Annotated in this window: 17 protein-coding genes; 9 read left to right on the plus strand and 8 right to left on the minus strand. The window is 70.1% G+C overall.

Features of this window, described 5'->3' with window-relative positions; translation table 11 throughout:
* Positions 1-6: 6 nt before the first annotated feature.
* A complete protein-coding gene (locus J2853_RS41695) occupies positions 7-417 on the plus strand; it encodes a cupin domain-containing protein (RefSeq protein ID WP_307567045.1) in 411 nt (136 codons plus the stop codon).
* 106 nt (positions 418-523) lie between these two features.
* Here J2853_RS41695 and J2853_RS41700 read toward each other — a convergent pair whose 3' ends face one another.
* On the minus strand, positions 524-3,163 hold the full coding sequence (locus tag J2853_RS41700) for a CHAT domain-containing protein (RefSeq protein WP_307567046.1): 2,640 nt from the start codon (positions 3,161-3,163) through the stop codon (positions 524-526).
* A 104-nt stretch (positions 3,164-3,267) separates the two neighbouring features.
* Between J2853_RS41700 and J2853_RS41705 the strand changes: the two genes are divergently transcribed.
* From J2853_RS41705 to J2853_RS41720, 4 genes are all read left to right on the plus strand, one after another.
* Positions 3,268-4,527: a S8/S53 family peptidase gene (locus J2853_RS41705; protein WP_307567051.1), complete on the plus strand. Its 1,260-nt coding sequence runs from the start codon at positions 3,268-3,270 to the stop codon at positions 4,525-4,527.
* A 24-nt stretch (positions 4,528-4,551) separates the two neighbouring features.
* A complete protein-coding gene (locus J2853_RS41710; protein WP_307567053.1) occupies positions 4,552-5,136 on the plus strand; it encodes an RNA polymerase sigma factor in 585 nt (194 codons plus the stop codon).
* Positions 5,129-5,587 carry a hypothetical protein gene (locus J2853_RS41715; protein WP_307567054.1) on the plus strand — a complete coding sequence of 153 codons (459 nt, stop codon included), beginning with the start codon at positions 5,129-5,131 and terminating at the stop codon, positions 5,585-5,587. Before J2853_RS41710 ends, J2853_RS41715 begins: the two co-directional genes overlap by 8 nt.
* Before the next feature lie 74 nt (positions 5,588-5,661).
* The gene (locus J2853_RS41720; RefSeq protein WP_307567056.1) at positions 5,662-7,488 is read left to right on the plus strand and encodes a DUF8189 domain-containing protein; all 1,827 of its coding nucleotides are present in this window, start codon (positions 5,662-5,664) and stop codon (positions 7,486-7,488) included.
* A 158-nt stretch (positions 7,489-7,646) separates the two neighbouring features.
* Here the strand turns inward: J2853_RS41720 and pip are convergent, their stop codons facing one another.
* Positions 7,647-8,600, minus strand: a complete 954-nt coding sequence (gene pip / locus J2853_RS41725; RefSeq protein WP_307567058.1) for a prolyl aminopeptidase — start codon at positions 8,598-8,600, stop codon at positions 7,647-7,649.
* A 49-nt stretch (positions 8,601-8,649) separates the two neighbouring features.
* Here pip and J2853_RS41730 point away from each other — a divergent pair, with 49 nt between their 5' ends.
* Entirely contained in the window at positions 8,650-9,159 is a 510-nt protein-coding gene (locus J2853_RS41730) for a MarR family winged helix-turn-helix transcriptional regulator (protein ID WP_307567061.1), read from the plus strand.
* A 76-nt stretch (positions 9,160-9,235) separates the two neighbouring features.
* On the opposite strand, the gene J2853_RS41735 is transcribed toward J2853_RS41730, so the two are convergent.
* Positions 9,236-10,102: an RNA polymerase sigma-70 factor gene (locus J2853_RS41735; protein WP_307568996.1), complete on the minus strand. Its 867-nt coding sequence runs from the start codon at positions 10,100-10,102 to the stop codon at positions 9,236-9,238.
* Between the two features lie 258 nt (positions 10,103-10,360).
* Here J2853_RS41735 and J2853_RS41740 point away from each other — a divergent pair, with 258 nt between their 5' ends.
* Positions 10,361-10,846, plus strand: a complete 486-nt coding sequence (locus J2853_RS41740; RefSeq protein WP_307567062.1) for a carboxymuconolactone decarboxylase family protein — start codon at positions 10,361-10,363, stop codon at positions 10,844-10,846.
* A gap of 54 nt (positions 10,847-10,900) precedes the next feature.
* On the opposite strand, the gene J2853_RS41745 is transcribed toward J2853_RS41740, so the two are convergent.
* Both J2853_RS41745 and J2853_RS41750 read right to left on the minus strand, forming a co-directional pair.
* Positions 10,901-13,390: an ABC transporter permease gene (locus J2853_RS41745; protein WP_307567064.1), complete on the minus strand. Its 2,490-nt coding sequence runs from the start codon at positions 13,388-13,390 to the stop codon at positions 10,901-10,903.
* Positions 13,387-14,130 (minus strand): ABC transporter ATP-binding protein, encoded by a 744-nt coding sequence (locus J2853_RS41750; protein WP_307567066.1) that lies wholly within the window; start codon positions 14,128-14,130, stop codon positions 13,387-13,389. The genes J2853_RS41745 and J2853_RS41750 overlap by 4 nt, the downstream gene beginning before the upstream one ends.
* Before the next feature lie 194 nt (positions 14,131-14,324).
* Between J2853_RS41750 and J2853_RS41755 the strand changes: the two genes are divergently transcribed.
* Complete coding sequence (locus J2853_RS41755; RefSeq protein ID WP_307567068.1) at positions 14,325-14,963, plus strand: TetR/AcrR family transcriptional regulator; 639 nt, start codon at positions 14,325-14,327, stop codon at positions 14,961-14,963.
* 233 nt (positions 14,964-15,196) lie between these two features.
* Here the strand turns inward: J2853_RS41755 and J2853_RS41760 are convergent, their stop codons facing one another.
* Positions 15,197-15,523 (minus strand): hypothetical protein, encoded by a 327-nt coding sequence (locus tag J2853_RS41760; RefSeq protein WP_307567070.1) that lies wholly within the window; start codon positions 15,521-15,523, stop codon positions 15,197-15,199.
* Positions 15,524-15,567: 44 nt separating this feature from the next.
* On the opposite strand from J2853_RS41760, the gene J2853_RS41765 reads away from it, so the two are divergent.
* Positions 15,568-15,831 (plus strand): hypothetical protein, encoded by a 264-nt coding sequence (locus J2853_RS41765; protein WP_307567072.1) that lies wholly within the window; start codon positions 15,568-15,570, stop codon positions 15,829-15,831.
* Between the two features lie 5 nt (positions 15,832-15,836).
* Here J2853_RS41765 and J2853_RS41770 read toward each other — a convergent pair whose 3' ends face one another.
* Complete coding sequence (locus J2853_RS41770) at positions 15,837-16,511, minus strand: FadR/GntR family transcriptional regulator (RefSeq protein WP_307567074.1); 675 nt, start codon at positions 16,509-16,511, stop codon at positions 15,837-15,839.
* 42 nt (positions 16,512-16,553) lie between these two features.
* Complete coding sequence (locus J2853_RS41775; protein WP_307567075.1) at positions 16,554-17,573, minus strand: MBL fold metallo-hydrolase; 1,020 nt, start codon at positions 17,571-17,573, stop codon at positions 16,554-16,556.
* Positions 17,574-17,593: the final 20 nt, after the last annotated feature.

The following is a 17,593-nucleotide window of genomic DNA, read 5'->3' on the forward strand; positions in this document are numbered from 1 at the left end:
TCACCGATGCCTGTAATCCGCCATGCCGAAAGCCGCCGGACCGAGACGCCCAACGCCGTCATGACCACGCTCGCCTCCCCGTCCCAGGGCGGCGGCGGCCAGGTCGTCTGGCGCGTCGACATGGGCCCCGGCCAGGCGGGCCCGCCGCACGCCATAGACACCGAGCAGGTGTGGACCGTGCTGGACGGCGGCGCGACCGTCGAACTCGGCGGCGAGACCCTCACCGTCGAGCCGGGTGACACGCTCGTCATCCCGGCCGACGTGCCGCGCCGCCTGAGCTCGGCCCCGGCGACCGGCCTCACCGCCATCGTCGTCGCCCCCGCGGGCATGCGCGCCTACGTGACCGACGGCACCCGCGTCTCGGCGGAGTGCGCCGTGCCCGACGGCGACAAGCTCGTGCCGGCCTGGGTCGTCTGAGCATCTGCACGAACCGGGCGCGAAGTAGTGCGCGCAGATCCGGACGAAAGCGAGCAGGTCGTCCGGTGGACGGTCGCGGGTGACCCGGCCGACGTTGCGCGCGGGGTCACCGCCGTACGGGCGGCAGGGTCATGTCGGCGCCGATGCAGACGAATCCGGCGGAGGCCGCGGCGAGGTCCTCCCCGGCTCGCTGAGTCCGGGCCAGCGCGTCGGCCGCGGAGTGTCCCGCCCTGAGGAGCCGGTGCAGGGCGACCATGACCGGTGCGGTCTCGGTGTCGGGGACGGACATGACAGGCGCGATGATCGTACGGGCGCCGAGTGCCAGGAACGTCGCGCTGAGCCCGAGCAACTCGTCTCCCGCGCGCACCACGGATCGGCCGCTGTCACAGGCGGCCAGGATGACCATGCGCGGTGCCCGGTGAAGCCGCTCCAGGTCATAGATGGTGAGCGGGCCGTCTGCCAGGCGTAGCGATGAGAAGAGCGGATTGGTGGCATGCAGGCGACCGTGCGCCGCCAGGTGCGCCAGCCGGGCTCCGTCCAGGGCGGTGATCACCGCCTCCGCGGTGGCCTCCGGACCGACCAAAGGGGAAGTGGAGTGGATGCCTCCGACCGCTTCGGCCTCGGCGCGAGCGCCCGGCAGTCCCGGTCCGGCGACGGCGAGGACATACCCGTCAGCGTCACGGACGTTGAAGGCCGTGTGCCACAGCGTCGCCGACGGGGAGACGGTCACGGCCCGTCCGGCGCACGACGGCAGGATCGACCAGGGAAGCGCCTGCAGGCAACCGGTCGGGATCACGACCAGGGGCCGGTCGGCGATCACGCGGGCGAGCGGGCCGAGCAGGATCGCGTCCAGCCGCGCCGCGGCGTGGCGCAGCATCGCCTCGGCGGCCGCCCTGCCCGCTGTGGTGCTCCGCGCGGCAAGGCGGCGGAGTGCGAAGGGAACCCGGTCGAGCAGGTCTCGCACCGGAGCGACCGGTCCAAGTGGCCGCAGGGAAAGACGGCCGTCGACGAGGGCCAGGGCGTGGAGCTCCTCGTCCAACTGCACGAACTCGATGAGAGCGTTGTTCCGGAGCGGTTCGGCCAGCGCGCCGATCGACACCGGGCCCGCGGGGGCAGCCGACCTCCCCGGAGGCAGTTTGCGGCAGTAGTCGCGGATCTCTCGCTCAAGAGCGATCTGGTGCTGGACGAGCCGAGCGGTGTCGCGTCCCGCCGTGCGCATCTCGTGGATCTCGCCCACAGTGGCCCGCAGTTCGGTCATGGCCTTGGCCAGCATCGGATCGTCGGGAGGCCGGGCGGGCTTCATCAGCAGGTGAATGGCCCGCCCCTGCTCGGCCCAGTCGAAGACCTGGCTCGGCCGGCCGCTCTGGAACGCCATGCGCAGCCCGAGCCGTGCGAGGTCCACGCGATACTGGGCGCTGTAGGCGCGCAGGTCGGTCGCGCCCAGGGTGGCGCGGTGCTCGTCGAGCACACGCAGCCCCGTGCGGACCGCGACCGAGGCTCCGCGGCGGTTTCCGCGCGTCAGGCGCAGGAGCGCTTCGGCATGCCACGCCTGGGCTCGTAAGAGAGCGGGTCCGCGAAGCCGTCCCAGACCTGCCTGCTCAAGCTGACGGCAGCCCCGGTCGATCCAGCCGCGTCCCAACGCCGCCTGGGCGGCGAGCAGCCGTGCCTCCATGGACATGGCGGGCCAGCCGGCGGCCGTCAGGGCGATCGCGGAACGTTCCAGTGCTCCCACCACGGCCTGCGATTCCACGCCGTGTGTGATCCGCGAGCGCAGCACGACGAACCGGGCCAGTGCCGCCCACTCCGGCCGGTGCTGACGGGTGAACTCACTGACGGCACGCCGCGCCTCCCGCTGGGAGTGCTCGTGATCTCCCTGGAGCAGGGCGGCTCGGGCGAGCAGGAGCCGTACCTCCGGCAGGCCTATCTTCCGATGCCGGTGCTGGAGCTCCTCGACGGCCTCCTGTGCGGCCTGCCGCGCCTCGGCCACGAGACCGACCGACAGCAGCAGCCCGGCGCGGTCACTGAGCAGCCAGCCGAGCTGGTGGGTCCCGAGCGCGCGAAAGCGCCCCTCGGCGAGGTCAAGGCGGTTCAGTGCGGCCGGAACGTCGCCGCGCAGGGCGCTCACCCAGCCCAGGTTCAGCCGGACGATGGCCAGCGAAAGGTCCAGGCCCAGCGCCCGGCACAGTTTCTCCGCCTCACGCAGGTCGGACTCCGCCGCGCCGAACTCGTGGCGGTAGCCGTGAACGATGCCCCGGTTGGACAGCACGCGCTGCAGCCACAGATGATCACCTGCCCGCCGCAGCACGGGCACCGCCGTCCGGTAGCAGGCGAGTGCGTCGTCGAGTCGGCCGAGATGGTTGAAGACCGCGGCACGCTGGGCCTCGGCCCGGGCCCTGGCCACACCGTGGAGATCGGGCAGGGCCCGGCCGATCTCGTTCAGCGCCTGCTTCGGTCTGCCGCGAAGGCTGGTCACGAACGCCAGCCTGATCAGCGCCTCGGCGGCGAGCTCCGCCGATCCCGCTCGGCGGCCGAGTCTGATGGCGGCCCGGAAGTGCCGCGTCGCGGTTTCCAGGTCCTGCAGATGCACGGCGGCCACGCCCCAGGCCCGTTCCGCGATCGACTCCAGAGCGACATCGCCCTCCGCGCGTGCCCGCTCGGTCACCTCGGACGCCAGCACCACCAGCCGCCCCGGGTCGGCCTCGGCCAGGCGCAGCATCTCCCAGCTGAGATCGGCCGTCGTGCTCACTCCCGAAGTTTGTCGGAAGGTTTTTCCCCTGTGATGTATCAACCGGGTGACACCCGCCTCCGTACACAGAGAGCAAGCTCGCCGGAGAGAAAAGGAGCGGACATATGGCCGAAATCCGAAAGGACCGTGTCGAGGGTGATGCCGCCACAGGCGCCTATCTCGGCACTCAGATCGTGGTCGACCTCAGGCACGAACGACTGCTCCGGCAGAAACTGGAAGAGGTCGGCGTCACCCCACCCGAAAAGCCGGTGAGTAACGTCGTGCTCGGCCTCGCGGTGCTGGAGCTCGGCGACCCCGGCCTGTGGCGCATACCCGACAGAGAGCAGGTCGTCACCCGGATGAAGGCCGCCGCCAATGGGCGGGGCGGTCCTCCCAGCGAGCTGGACACCCTGCTGTTCCATGTGCGGGAGCGGTTCGGGGAGGAGTACGACGGGTGGGAGCCGGAGTTCGCGAAGAACCGGTTGTACGCCGAGGGCACGCCGTACACGGGAGGCGGCCAGGGCGACCCCGAGAAACTCAAGACCGGCGAGAGCGTCGTCATCCCCGACCGCGAGGTCGTGAACGGTCCGCGCGTTCGGATCGGTCTTCTGGACACCCCGCTCTTCGCCCATCCACGGCTCAGCGGACGATACCTCGCCGACACCGCGGCGCTTCTCCCCCCGAAGGGGGATCCGCTCGTGACCCAGGGACACGCCGTCCATCTGGCGGGAATCCTCGCCCAGCAGGCGCCGAACGCCGATCTGATCGTCCGGCAGGCCCTCACCGACTTCGAGGTCGACTCATGGACGCTCGCCACGAAGATGGTCGAGTTCCGGAACGAGGTGGACATCCTGGTGACCGCACTCGGCGGCACCACCTGGGACAACCAGCCGCCCATGGTCCTGCGGAGGGCCGAGGCCAGGCTCGGGTGCGTGCACGTGTCCAGCGCGGGAAACTGGGGAAACGTCGACGACCCTCTCCGATTCCCGAGCCCGACAAGACGCAGTGCGATCTTCCCCGGTGCGCTTGCCGATGTGATCGCGGTCGGGGCACTGGACGAAAGCGGCGAGCGAACGCCGTACTCGCAGTCCGGGCCCTGGGTCACCGCCATGGCGCCCGGACGGCACGGGAGTCTCTTCCTGGAGCGGGCCGGTCTCGTCGGCCGCGACGCGAAGGGCGTGTTTTTCTCGACGGGCGTTGTCGAGCTCTTCGGCGGGTTCGCCCGGTGGGACGGCACGTCGGCCGCCGCCGCGTACTTCGCCGGGGTGGTGGCCGCCGAGGCACAGAACCGCGAGACGAGCGTCGAGGAGGCGGTTCACCGCCTCCTCGACGGCCCGGCGACGTCTCGAATCAGGCCGTTCGATCCCGAGAGGGATAAGTACTAGCGTCCAGCGGGAGGAGGCGCTCCGATGCGAGACGACCCGACCGTCATCGCTCTGGTCACCCGTGCCCGCAAGGGGGACCAGGGCGCGTGGGACGAAATTGTCGAGCGGTACGCCCCGCTTCTGTGGTCCATCTGCTGCCGCTACCGTCTGAGCCGCGCCGACTCCGACGACGTGGCCCAGACGGTGTGGCTGCGCCTTGTCGAGAACCTGCGGAAACTGAACGACTCCGCGGCGCTGGCCGGCTGGCTGGCGGTGACCACTCAGCGGGAATGTCTTCGCGTCGTGCGGGCAGTACGCAAGCAGGAGGGCGCGGAGAAGCCTTTCGGCGTTGACATGACGACGGGCGAGGACGAGGCCGCGATGATCGAGCGGGAGCTGGAGAGAGCGGAGCGTCTCGCCATGCTCCGCGCCGCCTTCGCCCAGCTTCCCTCCCCATGCCGGGAGCTGCTCTCCCTGCTCATGCAGGACCGGCCGCCGCCGTACTCCGAGATAAGCGCGCGGCTGCGTATGCCGGTCGGCGGGATCGGACCCAATCGCGCGAGATGTCTGGCGAAGCTCCGCCGAAGCCCATATTTGAATGGTTATGTGGAGAGTGACGGAGATGCCTGAGCGATGGGCCGACGACGAACTTCTGGCCGAGCTCGCCGCGGCGCTGCACGCCTCCGATGTCGTCCCGCGTGGCTTCGCCGAGGTGGGCAAGGCGGCGTTCGCGTGGCGGAACATCGACGACGAGCTCGCCGAGCTGATATTCGACTCAGATCTGCACGACGACCTGGCGGCGCCTCTCACCCGGGCCGAACCGGCGCCCCTGCGCGCGCTGACCTTCGTCGCGCCCGAGCTGACGATTGAACTCGAGGTCACGGAAGAGACGCTGGTGGGGCAACTCGTGCCCTACCAGTCGATCGAGGTGTCGGTGCGGGTCCTGTCCGGTCAGGACATCACGGTCACGACGGACGAGGTGGGTTGCTTCACGATCCGTCCGATCCCCGCGAGCCTGTTCTACCTGCACTGCCGTACGGCCGACGGGACCAGCGTCTCGACCAGCTGGATAACGCTCTGACGGGATGTATCAGATCCGAGGTGGGTCCCTCCGACCAGGTGTACGGACTCCCCCACCTCGAAAGGTGATCATCAATGCTTCCGAAGAGCACGCTGAAGAAGGGCGACAAAGGCCCGGAGGTCCAGTTCCTGTTCCAGTATCTGAAGCGCTTCGGGTACTTCCCCAACGAGTCGCTCAGCGCCGGGAACACCCTGTTCAGACCCGCGGTCCCGTTCGCCCCCGAGGACACCTCGGTCTACGACGACCGGATGGAGCTGGCCGTCACCGCGTTCCAGGAGCGGCAGGGCCTCGAACCCACCGGCATCGTCGACGATCAGACCATCGCTCTGATCCAGCGGCCCCGCTGCGGCGTCCCCGACTACCCCGTCACCGGAGGGGACCCCACTCTCGCCCAGGGAGAAGCGGACCCCTTCGTCGTCTGGGGAACCAGGTGGCCCACCAGAAACGTGACCTACAGCTTCAGCAACACCACGTCCGACCTCAGCGTGGCGGACCAGCGCGCCGCCGTCGAGGCCGCCTTCGCCCGCTGGGCGGCGGTCACTCCGCTGACGTTCACGGAGATCGCGGCCGAAGGCGATATCAGGATCGGCTGGTACACCGGTGAGCACGGGGACGGCAAAGCGTTCGACGGCCCGGGTGGCAGCTTGGTCAATGTCCTCGCGCACTGCTTCTACCCGCCGCCCAACGGCGGCCCCATCGCGGGAGACTGCCATTTCGACGACGCGGAGACCTGGTCGGTCAACCTGCCGCCCAGTGGCATCGACCTGCACACTGTCGCTCTCCACGAGTTCGGGCACGGCCTCGGGCTGGACCACTCCTCCGTGCCGTCCTCGGTCATGTACGCCTCCCACGAAGGTCCGCGTCGCGAGCTGACCGACGACGACGTCTACGGCATCCAGTCGATCTACGGCAGACGCTTCCCGTGGGCCTCGCTCGGCGGTACGGTCTTCCAGCCCGCCGTGGGCCGTAACCAGGACGGGCGGCTGGAGGTGTTCGTCCGCGGGAACGACGCGAGGCTGTATCACATCTGGCAGGTCGCTCCGGGTGGTGTCTGGTCGGGCTGGACCTCGCTCGGCGGGGCGATCCAGGGCCGTATCGCCGTGGGCCGTAACCGGGACGGGCGGCTGGAGGTCTTCGCTCGCGGGGCCGGCGGGGATCTGCGGCACATCTGGCAGACGTCGGCCGGCGGTGTCTGGTCGGGCTGGGCCTCGCTCGGCGGGACGATCGAGGACCCGGCCGTGGAGATCAACGCCGACGGGCGGCTGGAGGTGTTCGTCCGCGGGAACGACGCGAGGCTGTATCACATCTGGCAGACGTCGGCCGGCGGTGTCTGGTCGGGCTGGACCTCGCTCGGCGGGGCGATCCAGGGCCGCGTCACCGTGGGCCGTAACCGGGACGGGCGGCTGGAGCTCTTCGCTCGCGGGACCGGCGGGGACCTGTGCCACATCTGGCAGACCTGGGCCGGTGGTATCTGGTCGGGCTGGGCCTCGCTCGGCGGAGCGATCGAGGACCCGACCGTGGCGATCAACGCCGACGGGCGGCTGGAGCTCTTCGCTCGCGGGGCCGGCGGGGATCTGCGCCACATCTGGCAGACGTCGGCCGGCGGTATCTGGTCGGGCTGGGCCTCGCTCGGCGGGACGATAACCTCTCCCGCCGCCATCGCCAACGCCGACGGTCGCCTGGAGGTCTTTGTGCGAGATTCCACCAGCGGCAGCCTCTACCACATCTGGCAGGTCGCCCCGGGTAGCGTCTGGAGCGGTTGGGCCTCACTCGGCGGGCTGCTGCCCGAAGGTCCCATCGTCGGCATCAACCGGGACGGGCGGCTTGAGGCCTTCGTCAGGGGAGCCGACTCCGCGCTCTGGCACACCTGGCAGACCGCTCCCGGCAACGGCTGGAACTGACCGTTCTCCCCGGATCCTGGGCGGCCCCTGAGGGCCGCCCAGGACTCCACGGCGGTGAGAAACCCGTCCGGCTCCTCCTCGGGGGCAGAGGACGGGGCGCTGCCGGGTGGTCTCGACGTCCGGCCGAGGTTCGGCTGTGCGGTTCCCCGGAGGTCGCTTTACCGCCGGGCGAACCGGTCGAGCGCGCCGCGCATCTCCGCGCGCATCGAGTCGCTGCCCGTATGCCCCGAGTCGTCGACGACGATCAGCTCCGCGTCGGGCCAGACGCGGGCCACCTCCCAGGCGGTGCCGAGCGGGCTTCCCAGATCGAGGCGGCCGTGGATCAGGATGCCGGGGATCCCGGCCAGGCGTCCCGCCTCGCGCAGCAGGACGTCGTCGTCGAGCCACGAGCCGTGCGCGAAGTAGTGCGAGCAGATCCGGACGAACGCGAGCAGGGCGGCCGGCGGGCGGTCGCTGTAGGCGTTCGGCGCGCCGTTGGGCTCCATGGAGATCACGGCGTCCTCCCAGGTGACCCAGTCGGTCGCGGCCTTCGCCCGCACGTCCGGGTCGGGGTGTTCCATGAGGCGCGCGTAGGCCGCGACGAGGTCGCCGTCGGCTTCGGGGACGCCGGCCCGGAACCGGTCCCACTGCTCGGGGAAGAACCGCCCGACGCCCCGGTAGAGCCAGTCGATCTCCGACTGCCGGCTGGTGGTGACGGAGGGGATGACGATCTCCGACACCCGGTGCGGGTGACGCTCGGCGTAGGCGAGGATCAGCGTGGACCCCCACGAGCCGCCGAAGAGCAGCCAGCGGTCGATCCCGAGGTGCTCGCGCAGTTTCTCCATGTCGGTCAGCAGGTGCTCGGTGGTGTTGAGGCTCATGTCCGTGGCCGGGTCGCTCGCGTGCGGGGTGCTGCGTCCGCAGCCGCGCTGGTCGAACAGGACCACCCGGTAGCGGTCCGGGTCGAAGTACCGGCGCAGGCCGGGGGAGCACCCCGATCCCGGCCCGCCGTGGACGACGAGGGCGGGCTTGCCGTCCGGGTTGCCGCAGACCTCCCAGTAGACGAGGTTGCCGTCACCGGCGTCGAGCATCCCGTGGTCGTACGGCTCGATCGGCGGATAGCGCTCGGTCATGTCCAGGGTCCCTTCGACTGAAATACAACAGCGCTGTTATATTCCTTTCATGGCTTCTCCCGCAACCGGACCCGAACTGCTCGGAACCCGGCTACGCCACCTGCTGGATCTCCTGGACGGCGATGTCGCGGCCGTTTACACCGACCTCGGGCTGGACGGGTTCCGTCCCCGGTTCACCCCGGTCATCCGGGTGCTGGCCGCCTCGGGTCCCAGCTCGATCCGCGACCTGGCGCGGGCGATCGGTGTCACCCACTCCGCGGCGAGCCAGACGGTGGCCCAGATGGTCAAGCAGGACCTGGTCGCCATCACCCCGGGCGAGGACGCCCGCCGGCGGATCGTCAGCCTGTCGCCGAAGGCCGAGCCGCTCCTCCCCGTGCTGGACGCCGAGTGGGCCGCCACCGCCGCAGCGGCCACCGAGTTCGAGGCCGAGCTGTCGTTCCCCCTGAGCCGTCTCATCGACGAGGCGCTCGACGCCCTGCGCCGGCGTCCGATGCGGCGGCGGATCGCCGACGCGAACCCGGACCTCATCGCCCGGGCCCGTGCCGACCCGGGGCGTTGACGACGGTGCCGCGTGCCGTTCCGGCCCTGTGCCGGCCAGGCGGTCAGTCTCGGCTCCTCATGCGGCACGGGACGGCTCAGCGGCGCAGGGCGGTCTCCCGCTCCATGTGTGACAGCTTCTCGGGATTGCGGACGGCGTAGAGCCCGGTGATGAGGCCGTCGTCGACGCGCACCGCCATGACGGTGTCGACCTCGCCGTCGAGCCGCAGAACCAGCGCCGGACAGCCATTGACCTGTGCCGGGCGCAGCGACACCGCGGCGGCGATCCTGCCCAGCACGTGGACCACACTGTCGGCTCCCACGACGGGCGTCAGCGCGGCCCGCACGACACCGCCACCGTCACTCAGGAAGACGACATCCGGCGCGAGTATGTCGAGCAGGCTCCGCATGTCTCCCGTTTCGACCGCCCGCTGGAACGCCGCGAGCGCGTCTCGGGTCTCGGTTGCGGAAACGATGCCGCGTGGCCGGCGGGCGGCGACGTGGGCCCGTGCCCGGTGGGCGATCTGGCGTACCGCGGCGGGGGTCTTGCCGACGGCTTCGGCGATCTCGTCGTAGGCCAGATCGAACACCTCGCGCAGCACGAACACCGCCCGCTCGGTCGGCGCGAGCGTCTCCAGCACCAGCAGCATCGCCATCGAGACGCTGTCGGCCAGCTCGACGTCCTCGGCCACGTCGGGCGAGGTCAGCAGCGGCTCGGGCAACCAGGGGCCGACGTAGGACTCCTTGCGCCGGCCGAGTGTGCGCAGCCGGGTGAGCGCCTGGCTGGTGGTGATCCGGACCAGATACGCACGGTGATCCCGCACCGTGCCCAGCTCGACGTTCGTCCACCGCAACCAGGTCTCCTGCAGGACGTCTTCGGCGTCGGCGGCCGAGCCGAGCATCTCGTAGGCGACGGTGAACAGCAGGTCGCGATGGGCGACGAACGCCTCGGTGGCGGAGTCCATGGGGCCGCCGCGAGCGAGCCGCTCGCCGGTGTCCGTTGTTCGCTCGCCGTGCTCACTCATCGCCGGCTCCCGCCCGTTCGCTCTCGATCGTGCCACACGCACAAGACGCCGCTTCCCACCGCTTTGTGACACCCGTGATCGGTGGCGCACGTCACATCGCCACGTCGTCACAGGGGTCGGATCGGCGGCGTCTCTTGTCCGTCGGGCGCCGCGCGAACGATCCGCGCGGCGCGCCAGCCCACGAGTGAGGACAACGTCATGGAACCCCGTTTCAACCTGATGACCAACGAGATCGGCGCCAAGATCGGTAAGCGGTTCACCAACGTCAGCCTGGCGATCCAGCAGTCGCCTCTGCCCAGGGACACCCAGGAGTTGGTGATGTTGCGCGCCAGCCAGATCAACGGCTGCGGTTTCTGCGTCGACTACCACACCAAGGAGGCCACGGCCGCCGGGGAGAGCGCGGTCCGGCTCCACCTGGTCGCCGCCTGGCGCGAGTCCACCGTGTTCACCGAGGCCGAGCGGGCCGCGCTGGCGCTCGCCGAGGAGGGCACCCGGCTCGCCGACGCCTCTCACGGCGTGTCCGACGCGACCTGGGCCCGGGTGCGCGAGCACTACGACGACGACCAGATCGCCGCGCTGGTCTACCTGATCGCCATGATCAACGCGGCCAACCGGCTCGGTGTGATCGTGCGCAACCAGGGGGGCTCCTACGAGCCCGGGATGTTCGCCGGCTTGACGAGCTGATCGGCGGGAGAACCGCGCCCGGCTCGGGATCGTTCGATCCGGGCCGGGTCTCGGCTATTCGCGGGTGCCGACGAGTCGCACCGTCCTGGCACGCAGTGCCGCGCCGACGGGCAGCACGGTGCCGACCACGGCGAGCAGCGTGGACATGACCGTGACGCCGATGACCACTGCGTACGGCACCACGATGGGCGTCATGCCGAACAGCTGGAGCTGCGCGGCCCACAGGCCGGAGAGGTTCACCGCGGTCGCCACCAGCGCGAGTGCCAGCCCGATGGCGGCCACCAGCAGTGACTCGGCGACGAAAAACCGCACGACCTGTTTCGGCGTCGCCCCGGCCATCCGGAGCACCGCCAGATCGCGTCGCCGGTCGGCGGTCGCCATGAGCAGGGTGTTGAGGATCGCGATGAAGCAGAACAGCACGATGATCAAGGCGGTGGAGCGCTGCCGCACCTCGGTGAGATGACGTGCGTACACGCTCTCGGATGCGACCAGTTGATCCCTGGTCATGAAGCTCGCCCCGGTTCCGTCGACCGCCTCGCGGATCGCCGCGATGGTGGCGGCCCGGTCGGTGCCGGGTTCCAGCGAGATGTAGGCGCGCCGCGCGAGTCCGTCGCGGGCGTAGGCGGCGGTCTTGGAAAACCTCTGGGGCAGATAGGCGACGTCCTCGCCGGGTAGCGCCTTGTAGGTCGCCGCGATGCGCAGGTTGACCTTCTGGCCGTCGGCCATCAGAACCTGGAGCGTCGAGCCGACGTGCATGCCCCACAGATCGGCCACGATCGTGCTGTTGTCGTCCAGATCGTCCAGGGAGCCGTCGACTACCTGCAGCTCCATCGTCCGCTTCAGCGCGGCAGGGTCCACGACGAGCCCGTCGTTCTCCTCCAGCCGTCCCTCGTCGGGGGTGTAGATGGTGGTGAGGAGAGGGGCTGCGATCTGCACTCCGTTGATATGAGAGACCCGGTCGGTCACCTGCGGGCTGATCCCCGGAGTGCCGTCGGGGGCGAGTGCGTACTCCGACCTCACCTGATTGTGCAGTCCGTTGTCGCGTGCGGCACTCAGCGAGTCGGTGGCGGCGATCAGTGAAAACGTCAGTCCGACGGTGAGCAGTATGGGCGCCGCGGTGGCGGCGACGCGACGCCGCGAGGTCAGCGCGCTCTCCCGTACCAGCATGGCGGTGGGTCCCGAGAAGCGGTTGAACGGCCACATCAGCAGCTTGGTGAGCGGTCCGACGGCGAGTGGTGCGAGCACCGCGGCGGCCAGCACCGGAATCATCAGTGAGACGACATAGGTGTTGGGCGACAGGACGTTGCCCGGGTCGCCGACGGCGATCCAGGCGGTCCAGCCGACACCGCAGATCAGCCCGGCGGCGCCGAGCAGCCGCCGGCTCGGTGTCATACCGGTGTCGTCGACCGCCGCTTCGCGCAGCGCCTCGACGGGAGGGATGTTCCCGGCCCGCCGTGCGGCGGCGACCGCCCCGCCGAGCGCCACCAGGAGGCCGAGCAGGAAGGCGCCGGCGAGTGGCGCCAGCACGGTCCAGTGCAGCGAGGGTTCGACCTCGAACCAGGGGGGTGAGATGCCCATCTCGATGAGCATGTCGGCGAGCAGTCGCGCACCGAGCAGGCCGAGTGCCGTGCCGACCGCCGAAGCGAGGACGCCGACAAGCAACGCCTCGCTCCGCACCATCTTGCGCACCTGTCTGGGTGTGGCGCCGACGGCACGGAGCAGGGCGATCTCGCGACGGCGTTGAATCACCGCGAAGGCGAAGGTGGAGGCCACCACGAAGATCGCTGTGGTGCCTGCCACGCCGGCCATCACCGGTACCAATGTGATGGTGTTGTCCAGCGTCTCGCGGTCGCGTTCCTCGCTGGCGTCCGCCTTGTGGCGATCCTGCTTGGTGAGCACCTCGGCGTCCTTGCCGACGGCCTCGCGCACCTTGTCGGTCGGGCCGAGTGCCACCAGGGCCTCGATCCGCGGGGAGAGCCGGGCCGCTTCGGCGTCGGTGAAGAAGACCGCGTCCTCCCAGGCGACCGGGGAGACGGTGCCGCTCACCGTGTACCGCGCGACGCCCGCGGCGGTCAGGACGGTCACCCTGTCGCCGGTACGGGCCTGGTCGGAAGCGACGACGATCTCCTTGTCGGACGACGGCTGCCTGCCGTCCTTCAACGCGTAACCGCCGAATCGCGCCACCGGCCACGGGTGCCCGACCTGGTCCTTGGGACCGCCTTCGAGCTGAGCGTAGAAGGCCCGATCCACCACGGTTTCGCCGGTGGCGGCGACCTTCTGCCGCAGCTCCGGGGAAACGCCCCTGGCTTCCGACAGGGAGCGGATGCCGAGGTCGTGCCGGGCGGAGTTCCACGTCGGGTCGGAGGGCTGCACCACCGCCAGGGCCTGGGCGAACCGTTCCGCGGGCCGGTCCGGCAGATTGAACATGGTCATCAGCAGCACGCCCATGGCCGCGACCTGGGCGACCCCGAGCACCAGCGCCACAAGGGTGCCGAGGAACGACACCCAGCGGGCCCGCAGGGTCTGGAAGGCCACTCTGATCATCGGGACACCGTCAGATCCGTCATTCGCGCGGCGACCGCTTCGGGTGTGGGAGAGATCAGTTCGCCGGCCAGGCCGCCGTCGGCGAGGAACAGCACCCGGTCGGCGTACGAGGCCACGTTCGGATCGTGCGTGACCATCACCACCGTGGCCAGCCCGTCGTCCACGGGGCTGTCGACCAGTTTCCGCAGCATGTCCAGAAGTTCGCGTCCTGTGGTGAGGTCGAGCGCGCCGGTGGGTTCGTCGGCGAAGAGCACAGCCGGACGGGTCACCAGTGCGCGGGCGATGGCGACACGCTGCTGCTGGCCGCCGGAGAGCTGACCGGGACGGCTCCCGGCCTTCTTCTCCAGCCCCACCTGGGCAAGTGCCCGCTGCACCGTCCGCCGGTCGGGCTTGCGCCCGGCCAGCCGCATCGGCAGCGCCACGTTCTGCTCGGCGGTCAGCGAGGGCAGCAGATTGAACGCCTGGAAGACAAAACCGGTCGACTCTCGTCGCAGCTCGGTGAGCGCGGTCTCGTTCAGCCCCGCGATGTCCGTCCCGTCGATGAACACCCGGCCGGATGTGGGCCGGTCCAGGGCGGCGGCACACTGCAGCAGCGTCGACTTCCCTGAGCCGGACGGCCCCATGACGGCGGTGAACGTCCCCCTGGGGAAGCTCAGGTGGACATCGCGGAGCGCGGTCACCGCGCTGTCGCCCGAGCCGTATGTCTTCGTCAGCGACTCAAGCCGCACTGCGTCATCCATCGATTCTCCGTAAGTGAAGCGTGATGAGGGGGTCGGATGCCGCCCGCGTGGTGCCGCAGGGCGGAGGTGGCAGCCGCCGATGGGCCTTGTGTACGATGTCCACATTTGCGGCGCCGCAGAGAGCGGAGTTGCTCGAGGGTGAACGCTCGTAGGTTACACAGCTAAGTGGATGCTGTCCACATATTGGAGTGGTGATGGATTCCAGCGCGGGCGTACCAAAGCGCAACACCTACCGGCACGGCGATCTGCGCAATGCGCTGATTCAGGCCGGACTCGAACTGACCCGCGGCGGTGGACCGGACGCGGTGATCCTGCGTGAGGTCACCCGACGGGCGGGCGTGGTCCCCAACGCCGCCTACCGCCACTTCGCCGACCGCCGCGCCCTCCTGCGCGCCGTCTCCCAGGCGGCGCTGGCCCAACTGGCCTCCGCCATGGAAACCGAGTTGGCCGCCCTGCCGTCGACCGGCGACCCGGCCGAGTCCGCCCGCGCCCGCATCCGCGCCCTCGCCACCGGCTACCTGCGCTTCGCCCAGGCCGAACCGGGACTTTTCCGTGCCGCGTTCTCCACCACCGACATGGTCGACACCGGGGGTGAATCCGCCGCCGGAGCCGGTGGCCTGACCGCGTTCCAGCTCCTGGGCGCCGCACTGGAGGACCTCGTCGAGGCCGGCGTCCTGCCGCCCGACCGCCGCCCTGGCGCGGAATACTTCGTCTGGTCTGCCGTGCACGGCCTGGCCGTACTTCTCATCGACGGCCCTCTGCGCGGCCTGCTTCCCGTACAAGCCCGCGAAGCCGAACAACGACTCATGGACTCCATCGAACGAGGCATCTGACCTGCGCACAGACACCTGCGTACGCCGGCGCTCACGTTCGGCCTGGCCGGTGAGCCGATGGACCGGTGCACCGGCACGGGCAGCTCAAGCCGTAGGACGACGCCGAAGAGGCCATCCTGAGCCGGAAGGCGGGCGGAAGCCACTCGGCCGGATCGACGACGGTCACCTGCTCGTACGGCCGGACCTCCTTGATGTCCCCACGCCTTGCGTCGAGCGGCCTGCCGCCGGGCGGTTCACAGCAGCCGTCTTTGCACGACATCGGCGATGACCGTGGTCACGACCTTGTCGACGGCTCCGGTGTCCGGCGGGGCGCTCTCCCGATCGGCGAACAGCAGGTGCCCGGCCCCGATCAGTGAGAGCGCGAGCGAGTCGACGTCCGCGTCGGCCGCGATGCGGCCCAGTTCGCACTCGTCGGTGAGGTAGGAGGCGATCATGGCCGCGGCTTCCGCCAGGACCGGGACGCTATGGGCCGGCCTGGTCTGGCGTAGCCGGGCGCGCAGCTCGTCCCGGAAGATGACGAGACTGACGATCGCCACAGCGATCGAGTCGAACAGGTCCATTCAACGGCCAACCGCCGAGGCCGGCCCTGGACCTCTACCAGGCGATGTTCACCACGTTCGCCGACGGGATCCGGGAGGCGGGCGGGTTCGGCGACCCGGAGCGGTGGCGATTCGACGGGGAGCGTTCCTACACCCGCGACGAGTGGCTGGACCTGGCGCCCACTACCGGCGCCCTCACACAGCTCCCACCGGACAGGCTGGCCGAGGTGCTGAAGGGCGTCGGGGCCGCCATCGATGCGATCGGGGGCGGCTTTACCGTGCCCTTCACCACGCTGGCGGTCACCGCGGTGCGCACCGGCGCCGCGTGACCCGGTCAGGCGAGGGCGCTGCGGAGCCACTCCTCGACGCCGGCGATGTGGACCGTGGCCCAGGCCCGCGCGATCTCCGGCTGGCGGGAGGCGATGGCCTCGCAGATCGCGCCGTGCTGCTCCCGGGTCTTCTCCAGGGCGTTCTCCTGGGTGAGACCCCGCCAGATCCTGGCCCTGGTGGTGGGGCCCGACAGGCTCTCGATGAGAGAGCACAGCACCGCGTTGCCGGAACCCTCCGCGATGAGCTGGTGGAACCGGAGGTCGTTGGCGACGAGCTGCTCGACGCTCGGGTCCACGGGCAGCGCGTCGAGGATCTTGCGCAGCTCGGTGATCTCCGTCTCGGACATCCGCGTCGCGGCCATCGCGGTCGCCGCGGGCTCCAGGATCCGCCGGACCTGGAAGAACTGCAGGACGGTGTCGTCCTGGTGGAAGTCGACCACGAACGACATCGCGTCCAGCAGGAGCCGCGGCTCCAGGCTGGTCACGTAGGTGCCGTCGCCCTGGCGCACGTCCAGCACGTTGATCAGGGCCAGGGCGCGGACGGCCTCGCGCAGGGAGTTTCGTGACAGGCCGAGCCGCTCGGCCAGATCGGCCTCCTTGGGCAGCCTGCTGCCCGGAGCGAGCTCGCCAGACAGGATCATCTGCTTGATCTTGTCGATCGCGGCGTCGGTGACCGCCACACTCCACCGTCCTCAGGGTCGCCCAAACATCCGATGTCTACCCTAAGAGTGTAGGGCGAAGCGGACCGGATCAATCTCCGTCGTACGACGGATCACGCCGCGGACCTCCAGCGTGCGCAGATGGGCCGCCGCCTCGCCGGCCGCCATACCGCGCAGTATCGCGGGAAAGTCCGCCCACGGACGGTTCCAGGTCATCCGAGCGGCGATCTCCCAGATGGTGAGCGGTCCTTCCGCCTCGGCGAGCAGGGCGGCGATCCCTACGAGCTTCTCCTCGTGGTGCGCGATGATTTCCATCGCGCGGGCCGCCGTATCCGGAAATATCCATTCATGGGCGGGGAGGGCTTCGAGGTCGCCGAGGTTTTTCACCTTCTCCAGCGAGGTCAGGAAGTCGCTGAGCGGGTCGACGTCCGCGCGATCGTAGGGATAGATGCCGATGTGCGGGGTGATGGCCGGGAGCACGTGATCCCCGGTGAAGATCCGATCGGCGTCCTCAAGGTGCAGGCAGATGTGACCGGGGGTGTGGCCGGGGGTCCAGATCGTGCGGAGCCTGCGCCCCGGCACGTCGATCAGGTCACCGTCGCGAAGGACGAGGTCGGGTTGCGCGGGCGGCCTCGGCCGGGTCGCCGTCACCTCCTCCACCTCGACGGCGCCCGCCCCGGCCCGGCGCAGCATGTCGGCCTGGAAGTCCTGGTGCGCGCCGTCCGCGAAGTCGCGCATGAGCCTGACCAGAGCGACGTCGGCCTCGTGCATGGCGATCCACGCCCCGGACTCCTCCCTGACCTGCCCGGCCAGCCCCGCGTGGTCGGGATGGAAGTGGGTGACCACCACGCCCCTGACGTCGCGGATGTCCATGCCGACCGCGCTCAGCCCGTCACGCAGCGCCAGCCACGACTGCGGATCGTTCCACCCCGCGTCGACCAGCACCGGTCCGGCGGGGGACTCGATCGCGTAGATCAGGGTGTAGCCGAGCGGGTTGCCGGGGATCGGGACGGGCACGCTCCACACCCCGCCGCCGGCGTCGATCGGGCGTTGCTCGCTGTACGGCCTGCGGCGGGACTTCACGGGGGACTGCTCCTTATCGG

The sequence above is a fragment of the Streptosporangium lutulentum genome, assembly GCF_030811455.1.
Taxonomy (GTDB): Bacteria; Actinomycetota; Actinomycetes; order Streptosporangiales; family Streptosporangiaceae; genus Streptosporangium; species Streptosporangium lutulentum.

What these genes read in the sequence shown, in the direction of transcription:
- J2853_RS41710 (WP_307567053.1), top strand. Translation starts at nt 4,552, where the DNA reads ATGCGAGACGACCCGACCGTCATCGCTCTGGTCACCCGTGCCCGCAAG.
- J2853_RS41750 (WP_307567066.1), bottom strand. Translation starts at nt 14,130, where the DNA reads ATGGATGACGCAGTGCGGCTTGAGTCGCTGACGAAGACATACGGCTCG.
- J2853_RS41760 (WP_307567070.1), bottom strand. Translation starts at nt 15,523, where the DNA reads ATGGACCTGTTCGACTCGATCGCTGTGGCGATCGTCAGTCTCGTCATC.
- J2853_RS41705 (WP_307567051.1), top strand. Translation starts at nt 3,268, where the DNA reads ATGGCCGAAATCCGAAAGGACCGTGTCGAGGGTGATGCCGCCACAGGC.
- J2853_RS41755 (WP_307567068.1), top strand. Translation starts at nt 14,325, where the DNA reads ATGGATTCCAGCGCGGGCGTACCAAAGCGCAACACCTACCGGCACGGC.
- J2853_RS41695 (WP_307567045.1), top strand. Translation starts at nt 7, where the DNA reads ATGCCTGTAATCCGCCATGCCGAAAGCCGCCGGACCGAGACGCCCAAC.
- J2853_RS41730 (WP_307567061.1), top strand. Translation starts at nt 8,650, where the DNA reads ATGGCTTCTCCCGCAACCGGACCCGAACTGCTCGGAACCCGGCTACGC.
- J2853_RS41740 (WP_307567062.1), top strand. Translation starts at nt 10,361, where the DNA reads ATGGAACCCCGTTTCAACCTGATGACCAACGAGATCGGCGCCAAGATC.
- J2853_RS41735 (WP_307568996.1), bottom strand. Translation starts at nt 10,102, where the DNA reads ATGGACTCCGCCACCGAGGCGTTCGTCGCCCATCGCGACCTGCTGTTC.
- J2853_RS41715 (WP_307567054.1), top strand. Translation starts at nt 5,129, where the DNA reads ATGCCTGAGCGATGGGCCGACGACGAACTTCTGGCCGAGCTCGCCGCG.
- J2853_RS41745 (WP_307567064.1), bottom strand. Translation starts at nt 13,390, where the DNA reads ATGATCAGAGTGGCCTTCCAGACCCTGCGGGCCCGCTGGGTGTCGTTC.
- J2853_RS41765 (WP_307567072.1), top strand. Translation starts at nt 15,568, where the DNA reads ATGTTCACCACGTTCGCCGACGGGATCCGGGAGGCGGGCGGGTTCGGC.
- J2853_RS41720 (WP_307567056.1), top strand. Translation starts at nt 5,662, where the DNA reads ATGCTTCCGAAGAGCACGCTGAAGAAGGGCGACAAAGGCCCGGAGGTC.
- pip (WP_307567058.1), bottom strand. Translation starts at nt 8,600, where the DNA reads ATGACCGAGCGCTATCCGCCGATCGAGCCGTACGACCACGGGATGCTC.